The sequence below is a fragment of the Streptomyces sp. NPDC048600 genome, assembly GCF_055587025.1.
In genome coordinates this window covers 36,129-55,854 of record NZ_JBVJGZ010000007.1, presented here as the reverse complement: position 1 = coordinate 55,854, position 19,726 = coordinate 36,129, and the positions used below count along the sequence as shown (strand labels likewise).

The 19,726-nt window shown below is 70.2% G+C and carries 13 protein-coding genes; 7 read left to right on the top strand and 6 right to left on the bottom strand.

All coding sequences use genetic code 11. From position 1 onward, the window contains the following. Window positions 1-31: 31 nt before the first annotated feature. Together ACZ6SQ_RS11845 and ACZ6SQ_RS11840 are read right to left on the bottom strand one after the other, a co-directional pair. Entirely contained in the window at window positions 32-2,590 is a 2,559-nt protein-coding gene (locus ACZ6SQ_RS11845) for a substrate-binding domain-containing protein (protein WP_469559715.1), read from the bottom strand. A 7-nt stretch (window positions 2,591-2,597) separates the two neighbouring features. Continuing rightward, window positions 2,598-2,963 carry a hypothetical protein gene (locus ACZ6SQ_RS11840; RefSeq protein ID WP_469559712.1) on the bottom strand — a complete coding sequence of 122 codons (366 nt, stop codon included), beginning with the start codon at window positions 2,961-2,963 and terminating at the stop codon, window positions 2,598-2,600. A gap of 657 nt (window positions 2,964-3,620) precedes the next feature. On the opposite strand from ACZ6SQ_RS11840, the gene ACZ6SQ_RS11835 reads away from it, so the two are divergent. Together ACZ6SQ_RS11835 and ACZ6SQ_RS11830 are read left to right on the top strand one after the other, a co-directional pair. Next, window positions 3,621-9,872: a DNRLRE domain-containing protein gene (locus ACZ6SQ_RS11835; RefSeq protein ID WP_469559710.1), complete on the top strand. Its 6,252-nt coding sequence runs from the start codon at window positions 3,621-3,623 to the stop codon at window positions 9,870-9,872. 14 nt (window positions 9,873-9,886) lie between these two features. After that, window positions 9,887-10,240, top strand: a complete 354-nt coding sequence (locus ACZ6SQ_RS11830) for a hypothetical protein (RefSeq protein WP_469559708.1) — start codon at window positions 9,887-9,889, stop codon at window positions 10,238-10,240. 205 nt (window positions 10,241-10,445) lie between these two features. Here ACZ6SQ_RS11830 and ACZ6SQ_RS11825 read toward each other — a convergent pair whose 3' ends face one another. Beyond that, window positions 10,446-10,751, bottom strand: a complete 306-nt coding sequence (locus tag ACZ6SQ_RS11825) for a hypothetical protein (RefSeq protein WP_469560244.1) — start codon at window positions 10,749-10,751, stop codon at window positions 10,446-10,448. A 780-nt stretch (window positions 10,752-11,531) separates the two neighbouring features. On the opposite strand from ACZ6SQ_RS11825, the gene ACZ6SQ_RS11820 reads away from it, so the two are divergent. From ACZ6SQ_RS11820 to ACZ6SQ_RS11810, 3 genes are all read left to right on the top strand, one after another. Then, window positions 11,532-12,632 (top strand): hypothetical protein, encoded by a 1,101-nt coding sequence (locus ACZ6SQ_RS11820; RefSeq protein ID WP_469559707.1) that lies wholly within the window; start codon window positions 11,532-11,534, stop codon window positions 12,630-12,632. A 264-nt stretch (window positions 12,633-12,896) separates the two neighbouring features. Further along, on the top strand, window positions 12,897-13,088 hold the full coding sequence (locus ACZ6SQ_RS11815) for a hypothetical protein (RefSeq protein WP_469559704.1): 192 nt from the start codon (window positions 12,897-12,899) through the stop codon (window positions 13,086-13,088). Between the two features lie 431 nt (window positions 13,089-13,519). Then, the gene (locus tag ACZ6SQ_RS11810) at window positions 13,520-14,152 is read left to right on the top strand and encodes a hypothetical protein (protein ID WP_469559701.1); all 633 of its coding nucleotides are present in this window, start codon (window positions 13,520-13,522) and stop codon (window positions 14,150-14,152) included. 342 nt (window positions 14,153-14,494) lie between these two features. On the opposite strand, the gene ACZ6SQ_RS11805 is transcribed toward ACZ6SQ_RS11810, so the two are convergent. Next, window positions 14,495-15,319 (bottom strand): maleylpyruvate isomerase family mycothiol-dependent enzyme, encoded by an 825-nt coding sequence (locus ACZ6SQ_RS11805; protein ID WP_469559699.1) that lies wholly within the window; start codon window positions 15,317-15,319, stop codon window positions 14,495-14,497. A 180-nt stretch (window positions 15,320-15,499) separates the two neighbouring features. Between ACZ6SQ_RS11805 and ACZ6SQ_RS11800 the strand changes: the two genes are divergently transcribed. Together ACZ6SQ_RS11800 and ACZ6SQ_RS11795 are read left to right on the top strand one after the other, a co-directional pair. After that, the gene (locus tag ACZ6SQ_RS11800) at window positions 15,500-16,576 is read left to right on the top strand and encodes a winged helix DNA-binding domain-containing protein (RefSeq protein ID WP_469559696.1); all 1,077 of its coding nucleotides are present in this window, start codon (window positions 15,500-15,502) and stop codon (window positions 16,574-16,576) included. A gap of 252 nt (window positions 16,577-16,828) precedes the next feature. Continuing rightward, a complete protein-coding gene (locus ACZ6SQ_RS11795; protein ID WP_469559694.1) occupies window positions 16,829-17,329 on the top strand; it encodes a hypothetical protein in 501 nt (166 codons plus the stop codon). 523 nt (window positions 17,330-17,852) lie between these two features. On the opposite strand, the gene ACZ6SQ_RS11790 is transcribed toward ACZ6SQ_RS11795, so the two are convergent. Further along, window positions 17,853-18,926 carry a CU044_5270 family protein gene (locus ACZ6SQ_RS11790; protein ID WP_469559692.1) on the bottom strand — a complete coding sequence of 358 codons (1,074 nt, stop codon included), beginning with the start codon at window positions 18,924-18,926 and terminating at the stop codon, window positions 17,853-17,855. Then, complete coding sequence (locus tag ACZ6SQ_RS11785; RefSeq protein ID WP_469559690.1) at window positions 18,923-19,471, bottom strand: RNA polymerase sigma factor; 549 nt, start codon at window positions 19,469-19,471, stop codon at window positions 18,923-18,925. The genes ACZ6SQ_RS11790 and ACZ6SQ_RS11785 overlap by 4 nt, the downstream gene beginning before the upstream one ends. Between the last annotated feature and the right edge of the window lie 255 nt (window positions 19,472-19,726).

The window sequence follows — 19,726 nt, the reverse complement described above, 5'->3', positions numbered from 1 at the left end:
CTTTCCCGTCCGGCGCCGGGTGTCCAGGTCCTCATCCGTCCCCCATACCGGTGCGGGCGACCTCGTCGTGCAGGGCGGTGCCGAGGTCGTCGCCGGCGTCCAGGCAGCGTCCGCCGCTCGCTTCGGCGAGCTGTGCGTCCACGCGGCTCGGGTCGCAGCCTCCGCCGTCCAGCGACACCACCGCGACCGGGATCCGCGAAGTGCCCGCCGTGGCCAGGACGGCCGTGCGGGCAGCACCGGTCAGCCGGTTGTTGTCCTCGTCGTCGGTGATCAGGACGACGAGCCGTGGCCGGTCGTCCGCGCCGTCGCGGTCCGCCAGCTGCCCCAGCGCAGCCAGGAGGGCGCGGCGCGGGTCGGCCTCGGTGTCGTGCACCGTGGTGAGGTCGCCGTCGAGCAGGATCCGCTCGGCGTCGGCCTTCTTGTGCGGTCCGAGTGGTAGCAGCGGGGCGTACCCGTCGCCGGAGGTGCCGTACATCGCCCACACGCCGTACTCGTCCTTGTCGTCGGCGAGTGCGCCGAGAGCCTGCCGGACCAGACCGGGGCCGCCGCTCGACCCCTTCCACCGGGTGGCCATGGACCCGGAGCTGTCCAGCAGGAACAGCACCCGGCCCGGGCCGCTGGCAGTGCGGTACCGCAGCAGCGTCTCGGTCATCGTCTTCCCGACCGCGTCCGGCTGGGGACGCCCAGGGTCGGCGAGCATTCCCTCGGCGGGTTTCGCGGCGAGCAGAAGGTGTCCGGTGCCGGCGGAGCGGAAGCCCGCGGCGCCGAGGACGGCTTGGCCCTCCTCGCCGTACAGCCAGTCGCGGAACGACCGCACCGCCTTGTTCCGCCGGTCCTCGTCCCGGTCGGCGTCCTGCCAGCGCACGCGGACGAACGCCGGTCGGAGGGCCGGCACGTCGAGCGGGTACTCGGCGACCCGGGCCACCTGCCGCACGGTGACGTTGCTGCAGGTGGTGCCGCTCTTGAGCAGGAACTCGGGCACGAGCGCCGCCGTGCGGCGGTCCACGGCGGTGTCCTCCAGCAGGTCGCACAGCAGCTCCGCGGCCGTCAGCGAGGGTGCCGCGGCCTGTGTGAGCCGCTGCTCGGCGTCGCGGGCCCCGGTCCCGGTGGCGTACAGGGCCGTCGTGGCCAACAGCGCGGAGTCCGTACGTTCCGGATCGGGGCGGCGGGTCTCGACCGTCGGGAGGCGCTGTCCGAGGGCGCGGATCAGCTCCGCCAGCGGGCGTCCGGTGCGTCGGGGGGCCTCGGTGGCGTGGCCCTCGGGGACGGCGAGTACGACGGGCGAGTACGCCAGCGGCTCCGGCTCCGGCTCCAGACGGGCGTACGAGCGCCCGGGCCGATTCTCGGTGACACGGCTGACGTCGGCCATGGTTGCGGGAATCCACACGTCCGGTTGCGGGCCGATGTCCCGCTGCGGATTCTCCCCCTCCGTGCGGGGTTCCTGCCACGGGTCCGTGTGCCGGTGCAGCGCGTCCACCGTGTCGGCGGCGCCCGCGCTGTAGGCGGTGATCCCGAGGCGGTGGCAGCCGTCCTCCTTGTTCGCGTCCGAGTCCAGGAAGCGGGTCGCGGCCGCGGTGACCACCGGCTCCAGTTCGGGTTCGGTGAGGACGCGCACCTCCAGCGGCGGCCTGCAGAGACCGTCGTCGCCGAGCAGGCGGCTGATGCCATAGCCACCGCAGCCCGCGACGAGCACGGCCAGTGCCAGCAGCAGGCGGATGCGCGGCCGGATACGCCTTGCCCGTGCGGCGGCGGACCGGAAGGCGGCCAGGCGGCGGCCCCGCCTCCGAGGATGCGGCCCGGCTCGCTCGTCCTGAGGCGCGGGAGGCGCATGCGTGGCGGTGCCGGCGCTCCGCAGGAGTAAGTCCTCACCGGGCTCCCACACACCTTGCGGGTCCTGCCCGTCGTCGACCGCGGTGCGATGTCCTGCGGCGGCCATACGCTCCTTGAGCTGCGTGTACAGCGCGCCGAGCGACAGCTCCGCCTCCTTCTCCAGGATCTGTACCAGCTCCTCGGTGAACGGCGTGGCGCCGCTGCCGTCCCCGGCGTCGATGAGCCGGTTGGACTGCACGCTCATCAGCAGCAGCGTCTTGCGCCGCCTGAGGTGGTCGAACCGGTGCCAGATCGCCGCCGCGTTGCCGGCGTAGCAGCAGTCGAGGACGACGAGGACCCGCTCGGCGCGGCTGGCGACGAGCTGGGCCAGGACCTCGGTGAAGGGCACGGCGTTGGGGAAGGCGTCGTGCTGTCCCGCGACCACGCGCGCGTTGCTCATCTGGAGGAACAGCTCGTCGCCCGCCGCCGGGACGATGCCGTGCCCGGCGAAGTAGAACAGCAGCAGCCCGCCGGTCTCCTGTGCGGCGTGGCGCAGTGCCTCGTTGAACACGTCGTGGGGCGGCGAGGCGCACAGGGTGATGTGGCCCGCCTCGAACAGTCCGGTCCGGCGCAGTGCCTCGCGGAGCCGGAGGCGGTTGTGCAGGACGCCGGGGAGCTGGCCGGGCACGCCCTCTCGGTCGTCCGGCCGGACATGGTCGTACTCGGACACGCCGATCAGGAGCGCCCTGTTCGCCTTTCCGCGCGGGTCATAGCCGCTCATGGAGGGTCTACGTCTCGTCGGAGTCCAGTTCGCTGATCGCGGGGCGGGGCGGATCGCCGCTCTCCACCTGGCGGCGATTGGCCAGCCAGGCCTTCACCGCCCGTTGCACGTGCTCGAGCAGCGCCGTGACCGTCACCGTGGCCGTGGAACCGACGATCACCAGCACGATCTCCGTGCCGAATCCCATGTGCCGACGGCCGTCGGGCTGGTCCGTGCGATGCCGTTCCTCGACCGTCACCTGGTGCGCGCCTATCAGCTCCGCCAGCGGCTGTTCCTGCTCCAGCCACTTCTTCAGAGCGCTGACGTCACCGCCGCCGCCCCCGTCTAACCGAACCCGTACGCCCGCGCCGGCCACTGCTTCCCCCTCAGTCATAGCCTCATCCTGGCATCGGACCCAGGGGCGCGGAAGGGCTCACGCGCGCCTCGTATCGGCGTGTGCCCCGCCGGTCCCACGCCGCTCCGCGCCCCCGTGCGCCTCCCTGTGCCGCGTCTCGGGTGCGGCGGCGGCCCGAAGCGAAGCACGGGAGCGCACGGCCCCGCCGTCATGTCCCGGCCGAGTAGTCGGACGATGCGCTGAGGGAGGGTCGATCCGCCTGGCCAGCGACGCGGATGAGTGATCCGTTCGGAGGGAGGTTTCCAGGCCGTATGACTTACCTGGACCCGCAGATGGTGATGGAGATAACAGCATGTCAGAAACTCAGCAACCAGGCTCAGTTGATGCGCACGGTGCGGATGCCCGCCCCCGCGGTCTCCCCGCTCCGCTCGCGTCGGCTGTCCGCGATCACAAAATGAGAACAAGGCAACGCCTCAGAGAAAAGGGAGTCGTGAAGCTTGCCAGCTCCACGCAGGCGGAGCCGGATGTCCATTTGGCACTTGCAGGCCAAAGCGCCCAGGGTTCACCAACGACCGGTAAAGGGGGGTGACAAGTTGATAACGGGCCCTCTACGAAGCGTCGTTGATCATCAGTGAGAATGGTGTGAAGATCCCCAACAATCCGGAATATTGAACTCCGGTTGTTTGAGGACACCCCATGGTCAATCCCGTCGGCTGGGACCCCACCAAGACCCCGCCGCCCCGCTCCCCGTCCGACCGCAGGCTGAAGCAGGTGGCCTGGACGGTCGCGGCCCTCCTCGTGGCCGAAGCCGCCCTGGTCTCCCAGGCGTCCGGCCTGGCGGTGGCTCTGCCCTCCGCCAACTCCCTGGCCCAGACTCCCGCTGCCCAGAAGGCGAAGCCGGGCCCTGCGGTCGCCGAGGACACCGCGTCGGCCGTGCTGATGGCAAGGATGCAGAACCGGAGGATCGAGGCCCTGTCGGAACGGACGGGGACCTCAACCACCTACGCGCTGCCCAGTGGTGAGCTGCAGACTTCCGTCTACGCCGCGCCGATCCGCGAGAACATCGGCGGAAAGTGGCAGGACGTCGACACCAGCCTGACCGACACGGGCAAGTCCCTGGAGCCCGAGGTCGCGGTCGCGGACATCACGGTGTCCGACGGCGGCGACACAGCGTTGGCCTCGATCGCCACGGGGGACAAGTCCTTCGCCATGGGCTGGGAGAGGAAACTTCCCGCCCCGAAGGTGAAGGGCGACACCGCCTCCTACGCGCTGAGCGACAACGAGACCCTCACGGTGACGGCCCTCTCCCAGGGCTTCACCCAGAACGTGGTCCTGCACGCGGCCCCCGCCGGCGGCGCCCCCGAGTACCGCATCCCCCTGGACCTGGACGGTCTGAAGCTCTCCCTGGCCGACTCGGGCCGCCTGCTGCTCAAGGACGCGAAGGGCAGGCTGGTCGCCGAGGCACCGGCCCCGATGATGTGGGACTCCTCGGTCGACAAGGCCTCGGGCGAGTCGAAGCACCAGGCCCCGGTGAAGACCCGGGTCGAGACCGCCGAGAACGGCACCCAGACACTGGTGCTCAGCCCGGACGCGGCGTACTTCGAGCGTGACCTCGTCTACCCGGTGACGATCGACCCGACCACCACCCTGGCCGCGTCCACCGACACCTGGGTCGCCACGAACTACCCCGACTCGCAGGTGTCGTCCACCGAGCTGAAGAGCGGCACGTACGACGCGGGCACCACCAAGGCCCGCTCCTACCTCCAGTTCGACGTCACGCCCTTCAAGGGCAAGCACATCACCGACACCAACCTGGCGCTGTACTCCGACTACTCCTCCACCTGCGCCACCACCGGCGCGGGCACCCAGGTCCGCCGGATCACCGGTTCCTGGTCCTCGTCGACGGTGACGTGGGGCGCCCAGCCGGCCACCACCGCCACCGGAGAGGTCATCAGCAAGGCGGCGCTCGGCTACAACTCCTCCTGCCCGGCCGGCACCGTCGACTTCGACGTGGACACCATCGTCCAGGCCTGGGCCGACGGCGCGGCCAACTACGGCTTCCGCATAGCCGGAGCCGACGAGGCCGACTCCTACACCTGGCGACGCTGGCGCAGCGCCAACTACGTCTCGGGCGACGGCTCCAGCGAGCCGCACCTGACGGTGACGTACAACTCCTACCCGTCCGGCCCGACCGCCACGGCGATCGCGCCTTCCCAGGCCAACGCCTACAACGGCAAGCGCTACGTCACCTCGCTGAACCCGACGCTCTCGGCCAAGGTCACCGACCCCGACGGCTCCGCCACCAAGGCGCAGTTCGAGGTCACTCCCGACCCGGCCTACGCCGACACCACCTACACCTACACGGGCACCTCGGCCTCGGTGGCCTCCGGTTCCACCGCCAGCCACAAGATCCCCACGGCGAACGCGTTCCCGGTCGGCAGCCACCTGCGCTACCGGGTGCGGGCCCACGACGGCACCGACTACGGCGCCTGGACCGGCTACACCACCTTCGTCCTGAACACCGGACTGCCCGTCGCGCCCACCATCAGCTGCGGCACCTACACCCAGAACGGGTGGACGGCCAAGGCGTCCGGCGCGGTCAACTGCACCCTGGACACCACCTCCGCCGACGGCGCCGGCTACCAGTGGGGCCTGGACAACTCCAGCCTCCCCGACAAGACGCTGGACACCACCAACGGCACCGGCGGCGACGTCCAGACCGTGTCCATCGACCCGGACAACGGCTGGCACACCCTGTACGCCCGGACCATCGACTCCGGCGGCAACCTCTCCACCGCGACCACCGCCTACAGCTTCGGCGTCGGCGCCGACGGCTCCGCGATCCTCGCCCCCACCGACGGCGCGGACACCGCCCGCCGCCTCACCCTGGCCGCATCCGGCCGCACCACCTACACCGGCGCGACCTGGCAGTACCGGCGCGGCGAGACCGACACCTGGCGCAACATCCCGGTCGCCGACGTGACCGCCGCGGGCACGGCCGTCACCGCCTGGCCCGTCGCGGTCAACGGCGGCACCGCCACGCAGCTGGTGTGGAACGCGGTCTCGACCCTCGCCGAGGACGGCACCGTCGAGCTCCGCGCCGTCTTCACCGACGGCACCACCACGGGTTACACCCAGACCGTCGAGGCCACCCTGGACCGCGACGCGGGCAACGCGCCCAGTACCGGTGTCGGCCCCGGCTCGGTGAACCAGCTCACCGGCGACTACACCCTGGCCGCCACCGACGCCTCCGCCTTCGAAGCCTCGGTCGGACGCGCCTACTCCTCGCGCGCCAACAACAGCGACACCGAGGGCCAGGCCGCGATCTTCGGACCCGGCTGGGCCTCCTCGATCGAGGCCGCGGCGAGCGACTACACCCAGATCCGCGCCACCTCCGACACCTCGGTGGAACTGCTGCAGGCCGACGGCACCTCCATAGCGTTCACCGCAAAGACCGGCGGCGGCTGGACCCCTGAGCCCGGGGCCGAGCAGTACACCCTGACCGGAACGCTCACCGGCACGTCCTTCACCCTGAAGGACACCAGTGCCAACACCACGGTCTTCGCCAAGCTCTCCGGAGCCACCACCTGGGCCCTGTCGTCATCGGCCACCGCCATCGACGACACCAAGGTGACCATCGTCTCCGAGACCGTCTCCTCGGGCGGCAAGACCCTGGCCCGCCCGAAGTACGTGATCTCCCCGACCGGGGCCGTCACCGCCTCGGTATGCCAGGCCACCCCGTCCACCGAGGGCTGCCGTGTCCTGGAGCTCGTCTACGCGACCTCCACCACCGCAACCGCCTCCGCCCCCGGCGACTACACCGGCCAGGTCGCCGCGATCAAGCTCTGGGCCACCAGCCCCGGCGCGAGCGCGGCCACCGCCGAGACCATCGCCTCCTACACCTACACCTCCGCCGGCCGCCTCGCCGCCGTCTGGGACCCCCGCATCAGCCCCGCGCTGAAGACCCTCTACTCCTACGACGGCAACGGCCGCGTCACCGCGCTCACGCCGCCCGGCGAACTCGCCTGGACCTTCACCTACGGCAAGGCCGGCGCGGCCGCGACCGCCGGCGAGGGCATGCTCCTGTCCGTCTCCCGCCCCGCCCTCCAGCAGGGCTCGAACTCCGCCACCAGCGGCAACGCGACCACCACCGTGGTCTACGACGTCCCGCTCTCCGGCACCGCCGCCCCGCAGCAGATGACGACCAGCGCCGTCGCCGCCTGGGCACAGGACAACGCACCCACCGACGCCACCGCCGTCTTCCCGCCCGACAGCGTCCCCACCTCCAGCACAGGCAGCGCACTGGCGGCCACCGCCTACAACCGCGCCACCATCACCTACATCGACGCCGACGGCCGGGAGACCAACACCCGCAACGCCGGAGGCGCCCTCACCACCACCGAGTACGACCTGCACGGCAACGTCACCTCCCAGCTGACCGCGGCCAACCGCGCTCTCGCCCTCGCGGTCTCCAGCGACACCCTGGCCGAGTTCGGCCTGAGCGACCTCACCGCGGCCGACCGCGTCCCGCTGCTGTCCACCGTCTCCGAGTACTCGGCGGACGGCGAACGGCTCACGGACGAGTACGGCCCGCTGCACAAGATCACCCTCACCGGGGAACTGAAGGGCTCCACGGCCGAGACCACCCTGGCCGCAGGCGACGTCGTCCCGGCGCGGCAGCACACCTCGTACGCCTACGACGAGGGACGCCCCGCTGACGCCGCCGTATCCGGCATGGTCACCTCCAGGACCACCGGAGCCACCGTCGACGGCTACAGCGCGGACGCCGAGACCAGCACGACCACCACCGCCTACGACTGGGCGACCGGACAGGAGAAAGCCACCACCGGCGCCGACCCCGGCCGCCTGCTCTCCACCTACGACGCCCAGGGACGAGTGACCACCACCCGTACTCCGGGATCCAGCGGCACCGACGCGACCACCCTCAACTACACCTACTACGACGCCGCGGCCACCGGCACCTGCGCCTCCGTCGCCTGGGACGGCATGCTGTGCCGCACCACGCCCGCCGCGAAGATCAGCGGTGGACTCACCAACCCGGACGAGACCGTCACCACCGTCTACACCTACAACCGCTGGGGCCAGGCGGCGACCAAGGTCGAATCGGCCAACGGCACGAACCGCACCACCACCGCCACGGTGGACTCCGCAGGACGCCTGACGAAGACCGCCATCACCGGCGGCATCGGCGAGGCCACACCGGCCAGCACGACGACCTACAACGAGGCCAACGGGCAGACCGCCACACTGACCTCGAACGGCAAGACCATCGCCTACGGATACGACGCCCTCGGACGTCAGACCTCGTACACCGACGGCGCGGGGAACACCAGCACCACGGAGTACGACGCCCTGGACCGTCCGGTGAAGAGCACCGACTCGGCCCCGTCCACCGTCACGTACACCTACGACGCCGCCGACAACCGCAAGACCGTCACCGACTCCGTCGCCGGCACCTTCTCCGGCACGTACAACGCCGACGGCACCCTCCTCACCGAGACCCTGCCCGGCAACCACACCCTGACCGTCACCACCGACCCCGCCGGCCAGCCGACCGGACGGGAGTACACCACCACCGACGGCACCACCGTCGTCTCGGACACCGTCGGCTACACCGTCACCGGTCTCCAGGCCGGTCACACCCAGACCGACGGCTTCACCACCCAGACCGCGTACACCTACGACAGCACCGGGCGTCTCACCCAGGCGTCCGACGCCACCGCCAGCAACTGCACCACCCGTTCCTACGGCTTCGACGCGAGCAGCAACCGAAAGAGCCTGACCACAACGGCCGACGACTGCGACACGAGTACCTCCGACGCCACGACGACCGCCTCCTCGTACACCTACGACTCGGCCGATCGTCTGGTCAACCCGGGGTACACCTACGACGCCTTCGGCCGGACCACCAGCCGCGGTGACACCAGCCTGACCTACTACTCGAACGACCTCGTCGCATCCGAGACAGTGGGCGCCGAGCGAAACACCTGGACCCTGGACGCGGCCGCACGCCTCGCCGTCCAGACCACCCAGACCCAGAACACCGCAGGCACCTGGGACACCTCGGCCACCACCACCAACCACTACAGCTGCAGCTGCGACAGCCCGGCCTGGGCCAAGACCTCGGCCGGAACCGTCACCCGTAACGTCCAGGACCTGACCGGCGGACTCGCCGCGACCACCTCCGCCACCGACGGTACGGTCCTGCAGTTCTCCAACCTCCACGGAGACGTCGCGGTCCAGCTCCCGCCGGACCAGAGCTCGGCGCCGGTGGTGCAGCGCTACGACGAGTACGGCCGGCGCCTCGACGGCACTTCCGCCGCCACCTACGGCTGGCTCGGCACGTACCAGCGCAGCAGCGACACCTCCAGCGGCGTCGTCCTCATGGGCGTTCGCCTCTACGATCCCGCCGCCGGCCGCTTCCTGTCCGTCGACCCGGTCCTGGGCGGAAACGCCAACAGCTACGACTACTGCCGTGGCAACCCGGTCTCCTGCCTCGACCTGAGCGGTGAATACTCCTACGGCTCCTCCTACGATCTCGGCTACTTCTGGAGCTCGGCCAAAACCGTCTTCAAGTGGATGCGCAACCATTTCTGGGTCTTCCCGCTGACAGGCTGCGGGTCCACCCTCAACAACGGCGAGCGCTGCAACCTGGCCTACGGCAAGGGCCCCGTGCGCGTCGTCGACATCTACTCGACGGGCTGGAAGTTCAGGTCCCTGTCCGGGCACATCGAAGGCAAGAACAAGTACATCAAGTTCTGGCTCGGCAAGCGGTACGGAAGACTGCAGCTCAACGTGAAGGCCTGGGGTCCCGACAACACCTGGTGCAACCGGAGCAAGCCGTGCGCCAAGGCGAACAACGTGTTCGCCAAGCTGATGTGGGGCCTGTTCGCCTCCAACATCGGCTGGTACGCACCGCGCTGGTAGGAAAGGAGGACTCCATGCGGACAACGACAACAAACCCACGGCTCTCTACCGTCGGCGCGGTGATGCTGATCGGGCTGGCGTTCCTGCCGGGACTCCTCGCGGCACTGCCACTCGCCTTCAACGGAGCCCAGCACACGCTGGGAGCCCTGGGCCACGCGACGATGCCTGAGGGCATCACGGCCTCACTGGGCTGGGGCCTGACCCTCCTTGCAGCGGCGGTCCTGCCCTTCGTCGCGGCACCGGCAGCCCTGATCGTGGCGCGCGCCAGACGCCTGTCCCGCGAGAGGACAGTGTCCTTCTGCGCAGCATCGGTCCTGATCTGCGGCGTCCTGGCCTGCCTCATGGCCATGGTCTCAGCGGCAGTCTGACCACAGACCGTCCCCAGGGGCGGGGGGGGGGGGGGGGGGTCCCCCCCCCCCCCCCCCCCCCCCCCCCCCCCCCCCGCCCCCCCCCCCCCCCCCCCCCCCCCCCCCCCCCCCCCTGCCCCGTCCCCGCTGACACCGTGGGCGCGGACCTGCTTGCCGCGGGCCACCAGCGTGTGGAGGGTCCGGGAAGGCCGGAGGACCTGGCCGTCTAGGCCCCGTCATCCGGAGCCATCGTCTCGGTGAATCCGATGGCGAACGCTTTCAGCGCGCGGTCGAGCCGTGAGGCGAAGTCGAGCGCGACGTGACCCCATTGCGGCACCTGTTCGTACAGCGCCGCGAGGGTGGGAGTGGGATGCGACACCTGCCAGAAGCCGGAGACCAGTGTGATCGCCACGGCCAGCAGATTGCCGATCTGTTCGAGCGTCATGCTGCTCGCGCGATCCAGCGCGGTGGCGATCTCATCGTGCGCGGCGAAGGCGTTCGTCTCGTACCGGCGGGCCCGTTCGATGTCGATGTGCGCCTCGGATGTTACTGGGCAGCCTCGGAAATCGTCCGCGGTGACCTCCGGCGCGCCTCAACGCTCCTCGAGTGCCGCACGCTCGACGTCGACCTGGACAAGCGGCGGCGACTTCTGCCGGCACGTGCTCCAGAACGGTCGCAGGCAGGTGGCTGATGAGGAGCTTGCACTGCCACAGAGTCAGTCCGGTTCGCCTGTGCAGCAGCTTCACGATCTCGATGCCCTGCGGGCCAGCGTCGGTCAAGACCGCAGTGTGCGGAACTTCGTCGCAGATCACCAGAACCGATTCGCTCACCGCACCGAATCCCTTCCGTCCGTCAGTCCGCAGGTGGCCCGCAGCATACGACGAGCTCGGCGATCCCCTGAAGGCCCGTCCATCTCGCCCTCGCAGAAGACTCGGTGCCGGCGAAGCCGTGCAGCGTCTCTGGCGAAGGGTGTCGACGCCGACGCGACTCCACCGCTGTTGGGCAGACGCCCTTGGCGCGCCCACCCTGTCGGCTCGTGCCGGAGCGGGTACGAATGCACGGCACTTGCGTACGAAACCGACCGCTTCGTGTGCCGAGCGAGATCAGAGTCCTGCCGATGAGGTCACGATGCCGTGATGCTGATGCTGTGACGGCTCGTTCCTGACACTGTCTGCTAGTCAGGACGACGCAGTTGCCCGCAGGGCAATCGACCACCAGCGCGGGCGGGGCAATGGCAGAACAGGCAGGCCGCGATCCGGCGGATCGGGGCGGCAGGGGGCGGTCGACCCAGGTGGAACTCTGGTGCACGCACATGCGGACGCTGGTGATCCAGACCTTCGGCACGCAGAAGAAGGCAGCGGCCCACATGGGCAGGAGCGAGACGTGGCTGTCGCGGAACCTGAACGCCCGGGACGACGAAGGCAACACGCGCATGCCCGGTCGGAAGTTCGTTGACGTTGTCCTGGCAGCGTGCCAGGTCAGCGGCGAACAACGTGACCGGACCCGGCACCTGTACATGGAGGCACTGGCCACCGCCGATGAGGCCCGGCATGCCGGCTACCGAGCCGCCGACCGGGCCGCGGCCGCGGAGAACCGCTGCGAGGAAGCACTCCGAACACTGGAGGGCCTTCGCGCGCGCTTTGCGCTGCAAGCTGAGCAGCATGCGCGCGAGCTGGCCCGTCTGGAGAGCGGGACGGAGCGGCGAGAGGAGGAGAGGGCCGGGAACCTGGCCGCAGCAAGGGAGCACGTGCGGACGAGGGTTGAGGAGCTGGCCGCAGCCCAGGAGCGGGAACGGCAATGGGCTGCGGAGCTGGCCACGGCACAGGCCAGGATCAGCGAGCGAAGCGAACAGCTCGCCGCCGAGCGTCAGGGGCGCCGGGTGGATCGGGCGACGATTGTGGCTCTGCGCGGTGAGCTGGTGAAGGCGCACTCCACGATCGAGGCGCTGCACGGCGAGCCGGCAGAGGCGCGCGCGGCGTCGCTGAGGCAGGAGCCGTGTCGGCATGGGCGGGAAGAGGCTGTCCTGGCCCAGGCGATCGCGGTCACCGAACAGGCTCTGGCCGCGGAGAGGGAGCGCGCCGAGACCGACCAGACGCCTGCACTCGGGGAGGAGGCAGACCTCCGGAAACCTCCGACCGGGCGCCTGCTCATCACCAGCGGCGCGGGCTTCGTCCTCATGGTGCTGAGTGCCCTCGTCGCAGTGGCCACCGACGCGCAGTCCAAGGCTGCTGCCGACCTGGACTGGGCTGTGGTCGATGCGCTCAGAGGCAATGCTGTCGCGGGCGGTGCCGCCACGTTGGCCTTCTTCGTCGGCTGCTCGGTGTGGCTGGGCGGGCTGCTCGCCCTGATCGTCCGCAAGGACATCCACACCGGCGAGACGAGCGTCGACGACGTCCTCTCCACCTGGATCTGACCCGGCCACCGCCTTGTCCCGGCCCCGTCGGCCGGGACAGCCCCGCCGTCCTCGCTGATTGCCTGCCGCCGCAACACCCGCGGCCGCACAGTGAGCGAAGAATTGCGGAACTTGCGTGACCCCGGACCCTCTTCCGGCAATCGGGCACCGGCCCGGAGAGTGGCAACGAGCCGCCGCACTCGCTCCAGCCCAGCGGAGCCAGAACAGCGTGCGGCGTCCACCGCGCCCGGCGCCGCCGCGTGCCCGAAACCCCAGGGGGAACCTGTGACCGCCCTTGCCATGCTCACCGTGTTCACCGCACTGCTCCTGGCCGTCGTCGGCCTCACCCTCGCCGGCGGACTCGGCTACCTCGCCTACCGCCACCCAGGCCTGCGCCAGCCGATCGGAATCGCCCTGACCGCCCTCGGCGTCTTCACCGCGATCGTCATCGGCATCCTCCAGACCCTGAACCCATGATCCGCCGCAAGCCCAACGGGAGCGCGTCCATCAGACCGCCCGCACACCCCGGCACCGCCCGGGCCCGGCGCCAACCCGTTGTGAGAGTCCTTGACGCATGGGGTCTGAGTCCATGGAAGGTCTCCATGTCAGTGGGACTGTGCATGATCGGCGCATTACCTTTCGTCGGGGAAGGGAAGCGCCATGCCGATCACAAACCAGCAGGTTCCCACCGCGGGAAGCTCTCATCCCAGCTCCCTGGGTGCTGTAGGCGCGCGTGACCGCGACCAGGTTCAACGGCTTCGCGTTACACGGCGTCGACACCCTCGCCCCGATCGAATCATGATCAGGACGACAACCCACCCTCACCTTGCGCTGGTTGAGCAAGTACCCCCACGCACTTGAGTACGCGTACTCAAGTGGACGCGGTCGTCGGCTCGGAGACTGGGCACATGAGAGAAACCCCCGCCTCGGCAAGCACCACCACCCGCTCCCCGCGCCGCCCGCGGCCCATGCTCGCCATGACGGTTCTCGCCGCACTGGCGCTCACCGCCTGCGGCACCGAGCAGACAGACGCCGACGGACCGCAGAGCAGCCACGCCGACATCGCCGGGGCCCAGCCCGGCACGGCCTTCGCAGCGATGCTGAGCGAGGTCGCGCAGCAGTGTCCCCCGAGCGCCCCGCCGCAGGCGCCGCCGACCGGTCCGGCGCAGACGCTGCCGTCCGGGCAGACACCGCCGAGCGACGCGATCGAGCCGATCGCCCCCACGGCCGGGCCGGAGGTGGAACTGAACGCGCGCGATTGGTGCGCGAGCAACCTCCATGAAGAGCGCATCGCCCAGGCCCTCTGGGATCTGGCGGACCCCACCCCCGCCAAGGTCAGAACGATCCTCAACGACCTCGGCTACATCGACGAGCGCATCCACGGCCTCAAGCAGTCCGGTACGACCACACACTTCCTTCTCGACCTGCGCGAGAAGGGCGGACGGCTCTGCCTGAACGGCTCGGCAGCCGGCGAGGAGACCGTCGTCGACAAGTGCGTAGCCCCCGCGACCGGCCCCTTCACGCCCGGACAGCGGGCGTGACGACCAGGATGAGGCTCCTGGGGAACCATGCCAGGCGGCGCCGGAGTGTCGCTTCTCGCGAACTCGCAGCAGCAGCAGGACCGGCCTCTGAACCTACGCCTGCATGCTCGCTGTGCCCGGACCCGGGAATCTTTGTCAGCCCGTGACGCTCCGGCGCCACCTCCGGTTCGGTCCGGATGTCTGCGGGGATCTCCCCCGAGCACCCCAACAGCGGCATGAGCGCGACGACCTGATGGCACTTCATGTTGGTGTGCTGCGCGGGTGTACGGCACGATCGGCCCCCCTCACAGCGCACCCGACCCGTCAGGCACAGTCAACCTGCCCTGTCGTGGAACCCCAAGGTCAGGGCGCGTTGAACAGGGTGGGGAAGCGGGGGGCGAGCCAGGGTTTGCTGCCCCAGGCGAGGACTCCTCCGCGTGCCATGGCCTGCCAGGGACCGAGTCGTCCCAGCGCGATGAGGAGGAAGGCGACCGGCTCCGTGAGGATGGTGCAGTCCGAACGCTCCGGCGGGTCGGGAAGTACCTCAACGGCGCCGTCTGTGAAGGTGACGCCGAGGGCCGCGCCGCCCCGGATACGCAGGGTGTAGCGGGCCGTCAGCGTGGAGGCGACGGCGATACGCGGCATCGCCGTCTTCAGGAAGGGCAGGCACAACCCGACCCGCGCCTCATTGATCATGTGCGGCCGACGCAGCCCACGGGCGAGATCGTAGCCATGGCCCAGCATGTGGGTCAGCAGGTAGGCGGCGAGAACGTCCTGGTCCATGGGACCGAGGGGGGTCAGCAGCGTCCGCCCCGCGCCCCCTTCCTGGACGGCTTTGTCCACCGCGTCCAGGAACACGTCGGTCTGCTGCACGAGCATCGCGGCCAGCGGCTCCGCCCCGCGCTCGGGAAACTCCAGGAGACTTTGCGCATTGGCCGCAGCGATACCTTGCGGCGTGCCGTCCCCGTACGGGCGTTCCCTGCCGGCCGCGAGATCGGCCATCAGGCCGTTGGCCATGGCCAGGTGGGCGGCCGTCTCACCGACGGTCCAGTCCAGCCCCGGCACAGGCCGGCTCATGTCCGCCGCGCCGTCCAGGAGCGCGGCGATGGCACCCGCGGTCTCCCGTATCGCCTGACCGAGCCCTTCCGGCAAGGAGTACCCGACGCCCGTCTGTATTCCGCGCTCCACGCCGTCGCTCTCCTCGCGTCCATCCACATGATCACAACCTGTAGCGTGGTACAGAACCAGACTCACCGACCCGGAGCAAGAGCCCCGGAACACTGGCCCGATCGAGTCCGCGCCCGCCGAACTCGTCGGCCTACTCGACGCGGCCGTTTCCTGACCGCGCTGGATGAGAGGTACAGCCCGATGCTCGATCACGAGAGCGTCCGTCGGCTGCGGGCCCAGGCTCAGGCCCTGGGCGACGGAGCACGAGAAGCCTCTGCCGCCGCGGTAGTCAGGCGGGTCTTCGCCGTCCAGGCCCAGGACGCCTCGTCCGCCGACCTGGGCATCCGGGTACGCGGACTGGACATCACCGCCCGCGCCGTCCGCGCGGCGTACGAGGACGAGCGGAGCATCCTCCGGGGCTGGTACATGCGGGGCACCCTGCACACCATCCCCAGCGAAGACGCCCGCTGGGTGTTGGGGTTGCTGTCCCCGCGGATCGTCGCCGCAACCGGCCGCCGCTACCAGCAGCTGGGCCTGGACGACGACCTTCGCCGGCGCGCCGACCGACTCCTCCGGAAGGTTCTTGCCGCGCACGGTCCACTCACCCGGGCCGAGCTGACCGAGCACCTCACCACTCTCGGTATCCCCGCGGACGGGCAGGCACCTTTTCATCTGATTCGCCACGCGGCGCTCACCGGCGTCCTCTGCCACGGCCCACAGCGTGCCGGTGAGGCCACGTATGTACTGCTCGACGACTGGCTGCCCGCCCTCGGGCGCTTGCGTTGGGAGGGCGACGCTGCCCTTGCCGAGCTGGCCCGCCGGTACCTTGCGGCGCACGCCCCCGCGTCCGTGGAGGATTTCGCGACCTGGTCCGGGTTGCCGGTCACCTGGGCCCGTAGGGCCTGGAAACTGCTGGCGGAATCCGGCGTGATCACCGAGTACGGCACGTTGGCCATGCCTGCTGGGCGGGTGCAGGAACTCCCGGGCCTCTCTGACGCTCCAGACGTTCGCATGCTGCCCGCGTACGACAACTACCTGGTCGGCTACCGCACCCGTGAAGTGTCCGTCCCCGCTCCGCACCAGGCACGTGTCTGGCCGGGCGGCGGCCTCATCCGGCCCACCGTCATCGCCGACGGCCTGGCCATCGCCACCTGGAGCCGTGGCTCCGGCGCGCGCTCCATCCAGGTGGATGCGTTCGAGCCTGTCACACCTCAGACCCAGCCGGGAATCGAAAGGGAGAAGGCAGCCGTCGTCCGCTTTTTGCAGGCCTCCTCATAGCCAACGCGCAGCGTGGAGGGGGCGGTCCTGTCGACCATGCGGACCATCGCATCGTGCGGCACCTCATCCCGGTCACTGTTCAAGCGTCGCCGACAGCCCTCGTGCCCACCGTGATGCCCCGCTGACCGAGGCCGGCTGTCTGCGCATGGCCCGCTGTGTCGCCACTTCTGATGCGAAGTCCCTTGCACCGAGCCGTCCTTGGAGACACACCCCGATCTTTCGGCGATGACGGGAAGGGCCCATGATGGCCCCATGGCTTCCGGCGAAGAGTTGCTCTGGGACGCGGACGACAAGGGCGCGCAGATGGTTACGCGGCTGCGGCGCATTGGGGTGACGGTCGGCTGCTTGGGCTTCTTCGGCCTGTTGCTGTGGACAGAGGGGAACGGTGTCTGGGCCGTTTACGCAGGTGCCTTCTACCTGCTCGGAGAGATGGTGTACTGGGTGTGGGACCGACGGCGTCTGGTCGAGGCACGCGTCGTCTCGGACGGAGTCGACGGTCCTGCCAGACTCCGCCTCCGCCGCGTCGGCGGGCAGATCACGGAACACGACCCCCACCATGTAGCCCGCGTCCTCATCATCCGCGACAACGTCCACCGCGACCAGGCAAACCTCCGCCTGAGCCTGCACGGCAGGCGGCTCTTGTTCGGACGCCCGGGCCGCCCCCCGGCCCTCTCGGCTTGGCGCCATACTTGCCCTCAAGCCCACGTGAGAGACAGAGGCGCCCATTGGGGCATGCCTGGAATCCCCGACTAACGCCCACGCTGGCTGGAGCGCCCCGGCCCGCATCAGTCCCCTGCCGGGGTGGATCCGTCCTGCCGCACGCAACCAGCTGCCCGCCACGCGCACGGTGCAGGACCTGATGCCGATCAGCCAAGCGGATGTCGCACAGCCAGGGCTGGTGGTCGTGCAGCCTGCGGGACTGAATCGTCGGGAGCAGCGTGACGCCGGCGGGGTCGCCGGTGCCGTGGTTCTCGTTGATCGAGCTGTCGCAGGCGGTCTTCTTCGGGCTGCCGGTGAAACCGGTGTGGGCGTAGGAAGACGCCTTCCAGACCCCAGTCGCGCACGGCGTGGCCGCGGCGGCGTCGGTGGCGGGCAGCGCGAGGCCGGCGGCAGCGGTGCCGAGCGCGAGCGCCGCAGCACCCGCCCGCTTCTGTATGAACCTATGAACGACCCCCTCCGTTGCGGGGGATCCACGCACGCGGACACACGCTTTCCAAGGCGTGTCCGCGAGAACCCGACACCCCTTCCCGACACGTCTCGGACCTCCGATCCCGCGTCATTCCGAACCCACGCCGGTCGTCGACGCCCGGCCGCGCTCGAGCGTCTCGGTCACCTCGAGGGTGGCGGGGGCGGACACGTTGAGGTGCCGTGCGTGTCCGAGCAGGGCCGATTCGCTGCCGATGGGGTAGCCGGTCTCCGGGTCGAACAACACGGTTTCCCTCTGTGTACTGCCGTCCAGCGTCTCCTTCTGCGACACGGCGACAGCGCGGCGTCCGTTCCAGGTCGTGGTGGTGGCCACGCTGAGGCCGGCGCTGTCCGCGAGGACGACCAGCGCGGCAGCGCGCAGACGCGGATCGACCGGGCTGGACATTCCGGCGTAGCCGACCATGTCACGCACTCCGTAGACGATCGTCCCGCCCTCCCAGTTGACCTTGGCCAGTTGCCGGGCGAGGGTTCTCGGCTCGGTCGAGAAGGGTGCGACGGTCTCCCAGCCGGTGCCGTCCAGGCCGGGGAACTCGCCCGGCCGGAACGTCCGGTCACCGACCCCGGTACCGGCGACCAGTCCCGCGTCCTCGGCGTCCTTGCGCTGCTCGGGGCTCGGGTAGAGAGGTTCGCCGTAGACGCTGCGCCGACGTCCGGAACCGTCCCTGGCCACCCATGACTCGGTCACCCTCGGAACGGCGGCGTTCGCGACACCCCCAGGGACGTCGCCGGCGGTGTTGAGCCACCAGCCCCACGTCTTCGCGTACTGATAGGCACCCTGCGTCGGCTCCGGTTCGAGCCGTTCGACGCGCCGTGCGAAGGCCAGAAGGAGCGCGCGCGCGGACTGCCCTTCGACGGGATGCAGGGTCAGCACGGGCGGCGTGTAGGCGACCGGTGCCGGAGCCACACCGTCCGAGAAGAGGGTCTGGCCGCCCACGACCACAAGTGCGCCGACTGCCGCAAGGCCCGCTCCCGCGAGAAGCTGGCGTCGCCCCAGACGGACCCGCCGCGGGGGCTGGGCCCGGCGCGGAGACCCCAGTGCGAGCGCCGGCGGTTCCAGCACAGTGTCGACACCCTCAGCCGGGTCGCCCGCCGGGTCATTGAGCGGGTTGAGCAGTGCCCGCACCAGCTCCACGTCTCGCTTCACGTCGCTGTCCTTTCCGCCACCGGGCCTTGGTCGGCTGTCGCCGGAGTCTCCTTCGCGAGCTCGCGCTCCAGCCTGCGCCGGGCCCTGTGCAGACGTACGGCGAAGGCGGCCTTGCTGCAGCCGAGCGCCTGGGCCGCCTCGTGCGGACCCAGACCGTCCCACGAGACGAGCATCAGCACCTCACGGTCCCCCTCCGACAGCCGGACCAGCACACGAGCGGCCCCCATCCGCGCCAACACCTCAGTGTCCGCGCCCGGTTCATCGCTGAGGGAGTCCTCGTGGCTCCGCAACCGCCCGGCCAGCCGGTCCGCCCGTCCCTGGGAGCGCCGTGCGTTGGCCGCAACCCGCCGGGCGATGCCGTAAAGCCACGGCAGCGCGGCGCCCTGCCGCGTCGACCAGCGCTCCCACGCGATCGTGAAGACCTCCGAAGCGGCGTCGTCGACCAGTTCCCGGGCCAGCCTGCGCGTCAAGTACCTGACCACGGCCGGGTAGGAGTCGCGGTACACCGCCTCGAACCGAGACCACTCGTCTGCGATCTCACCCACACGGCCTCCCCATCCGTCGATGCTCGCAGACTGACTGTGTCCAGCACCGCCTCCCGATTACAGCAACCCGCGATTCCCCACCGGACGCCCTCTACCGGCCTGGCCCTAGATCGATGATCTAGAGCCGCGTTACAGCACCTCTGCCGCCATCGGCGAACACCCGTACGGGGTCGACCCCAAGGCAGCCGCGTATCCAGTGCACCGGACAGGCCGGAACCTGGCCGCAGGTCGGTGGCGGCTCGACCTCGGCGCGCC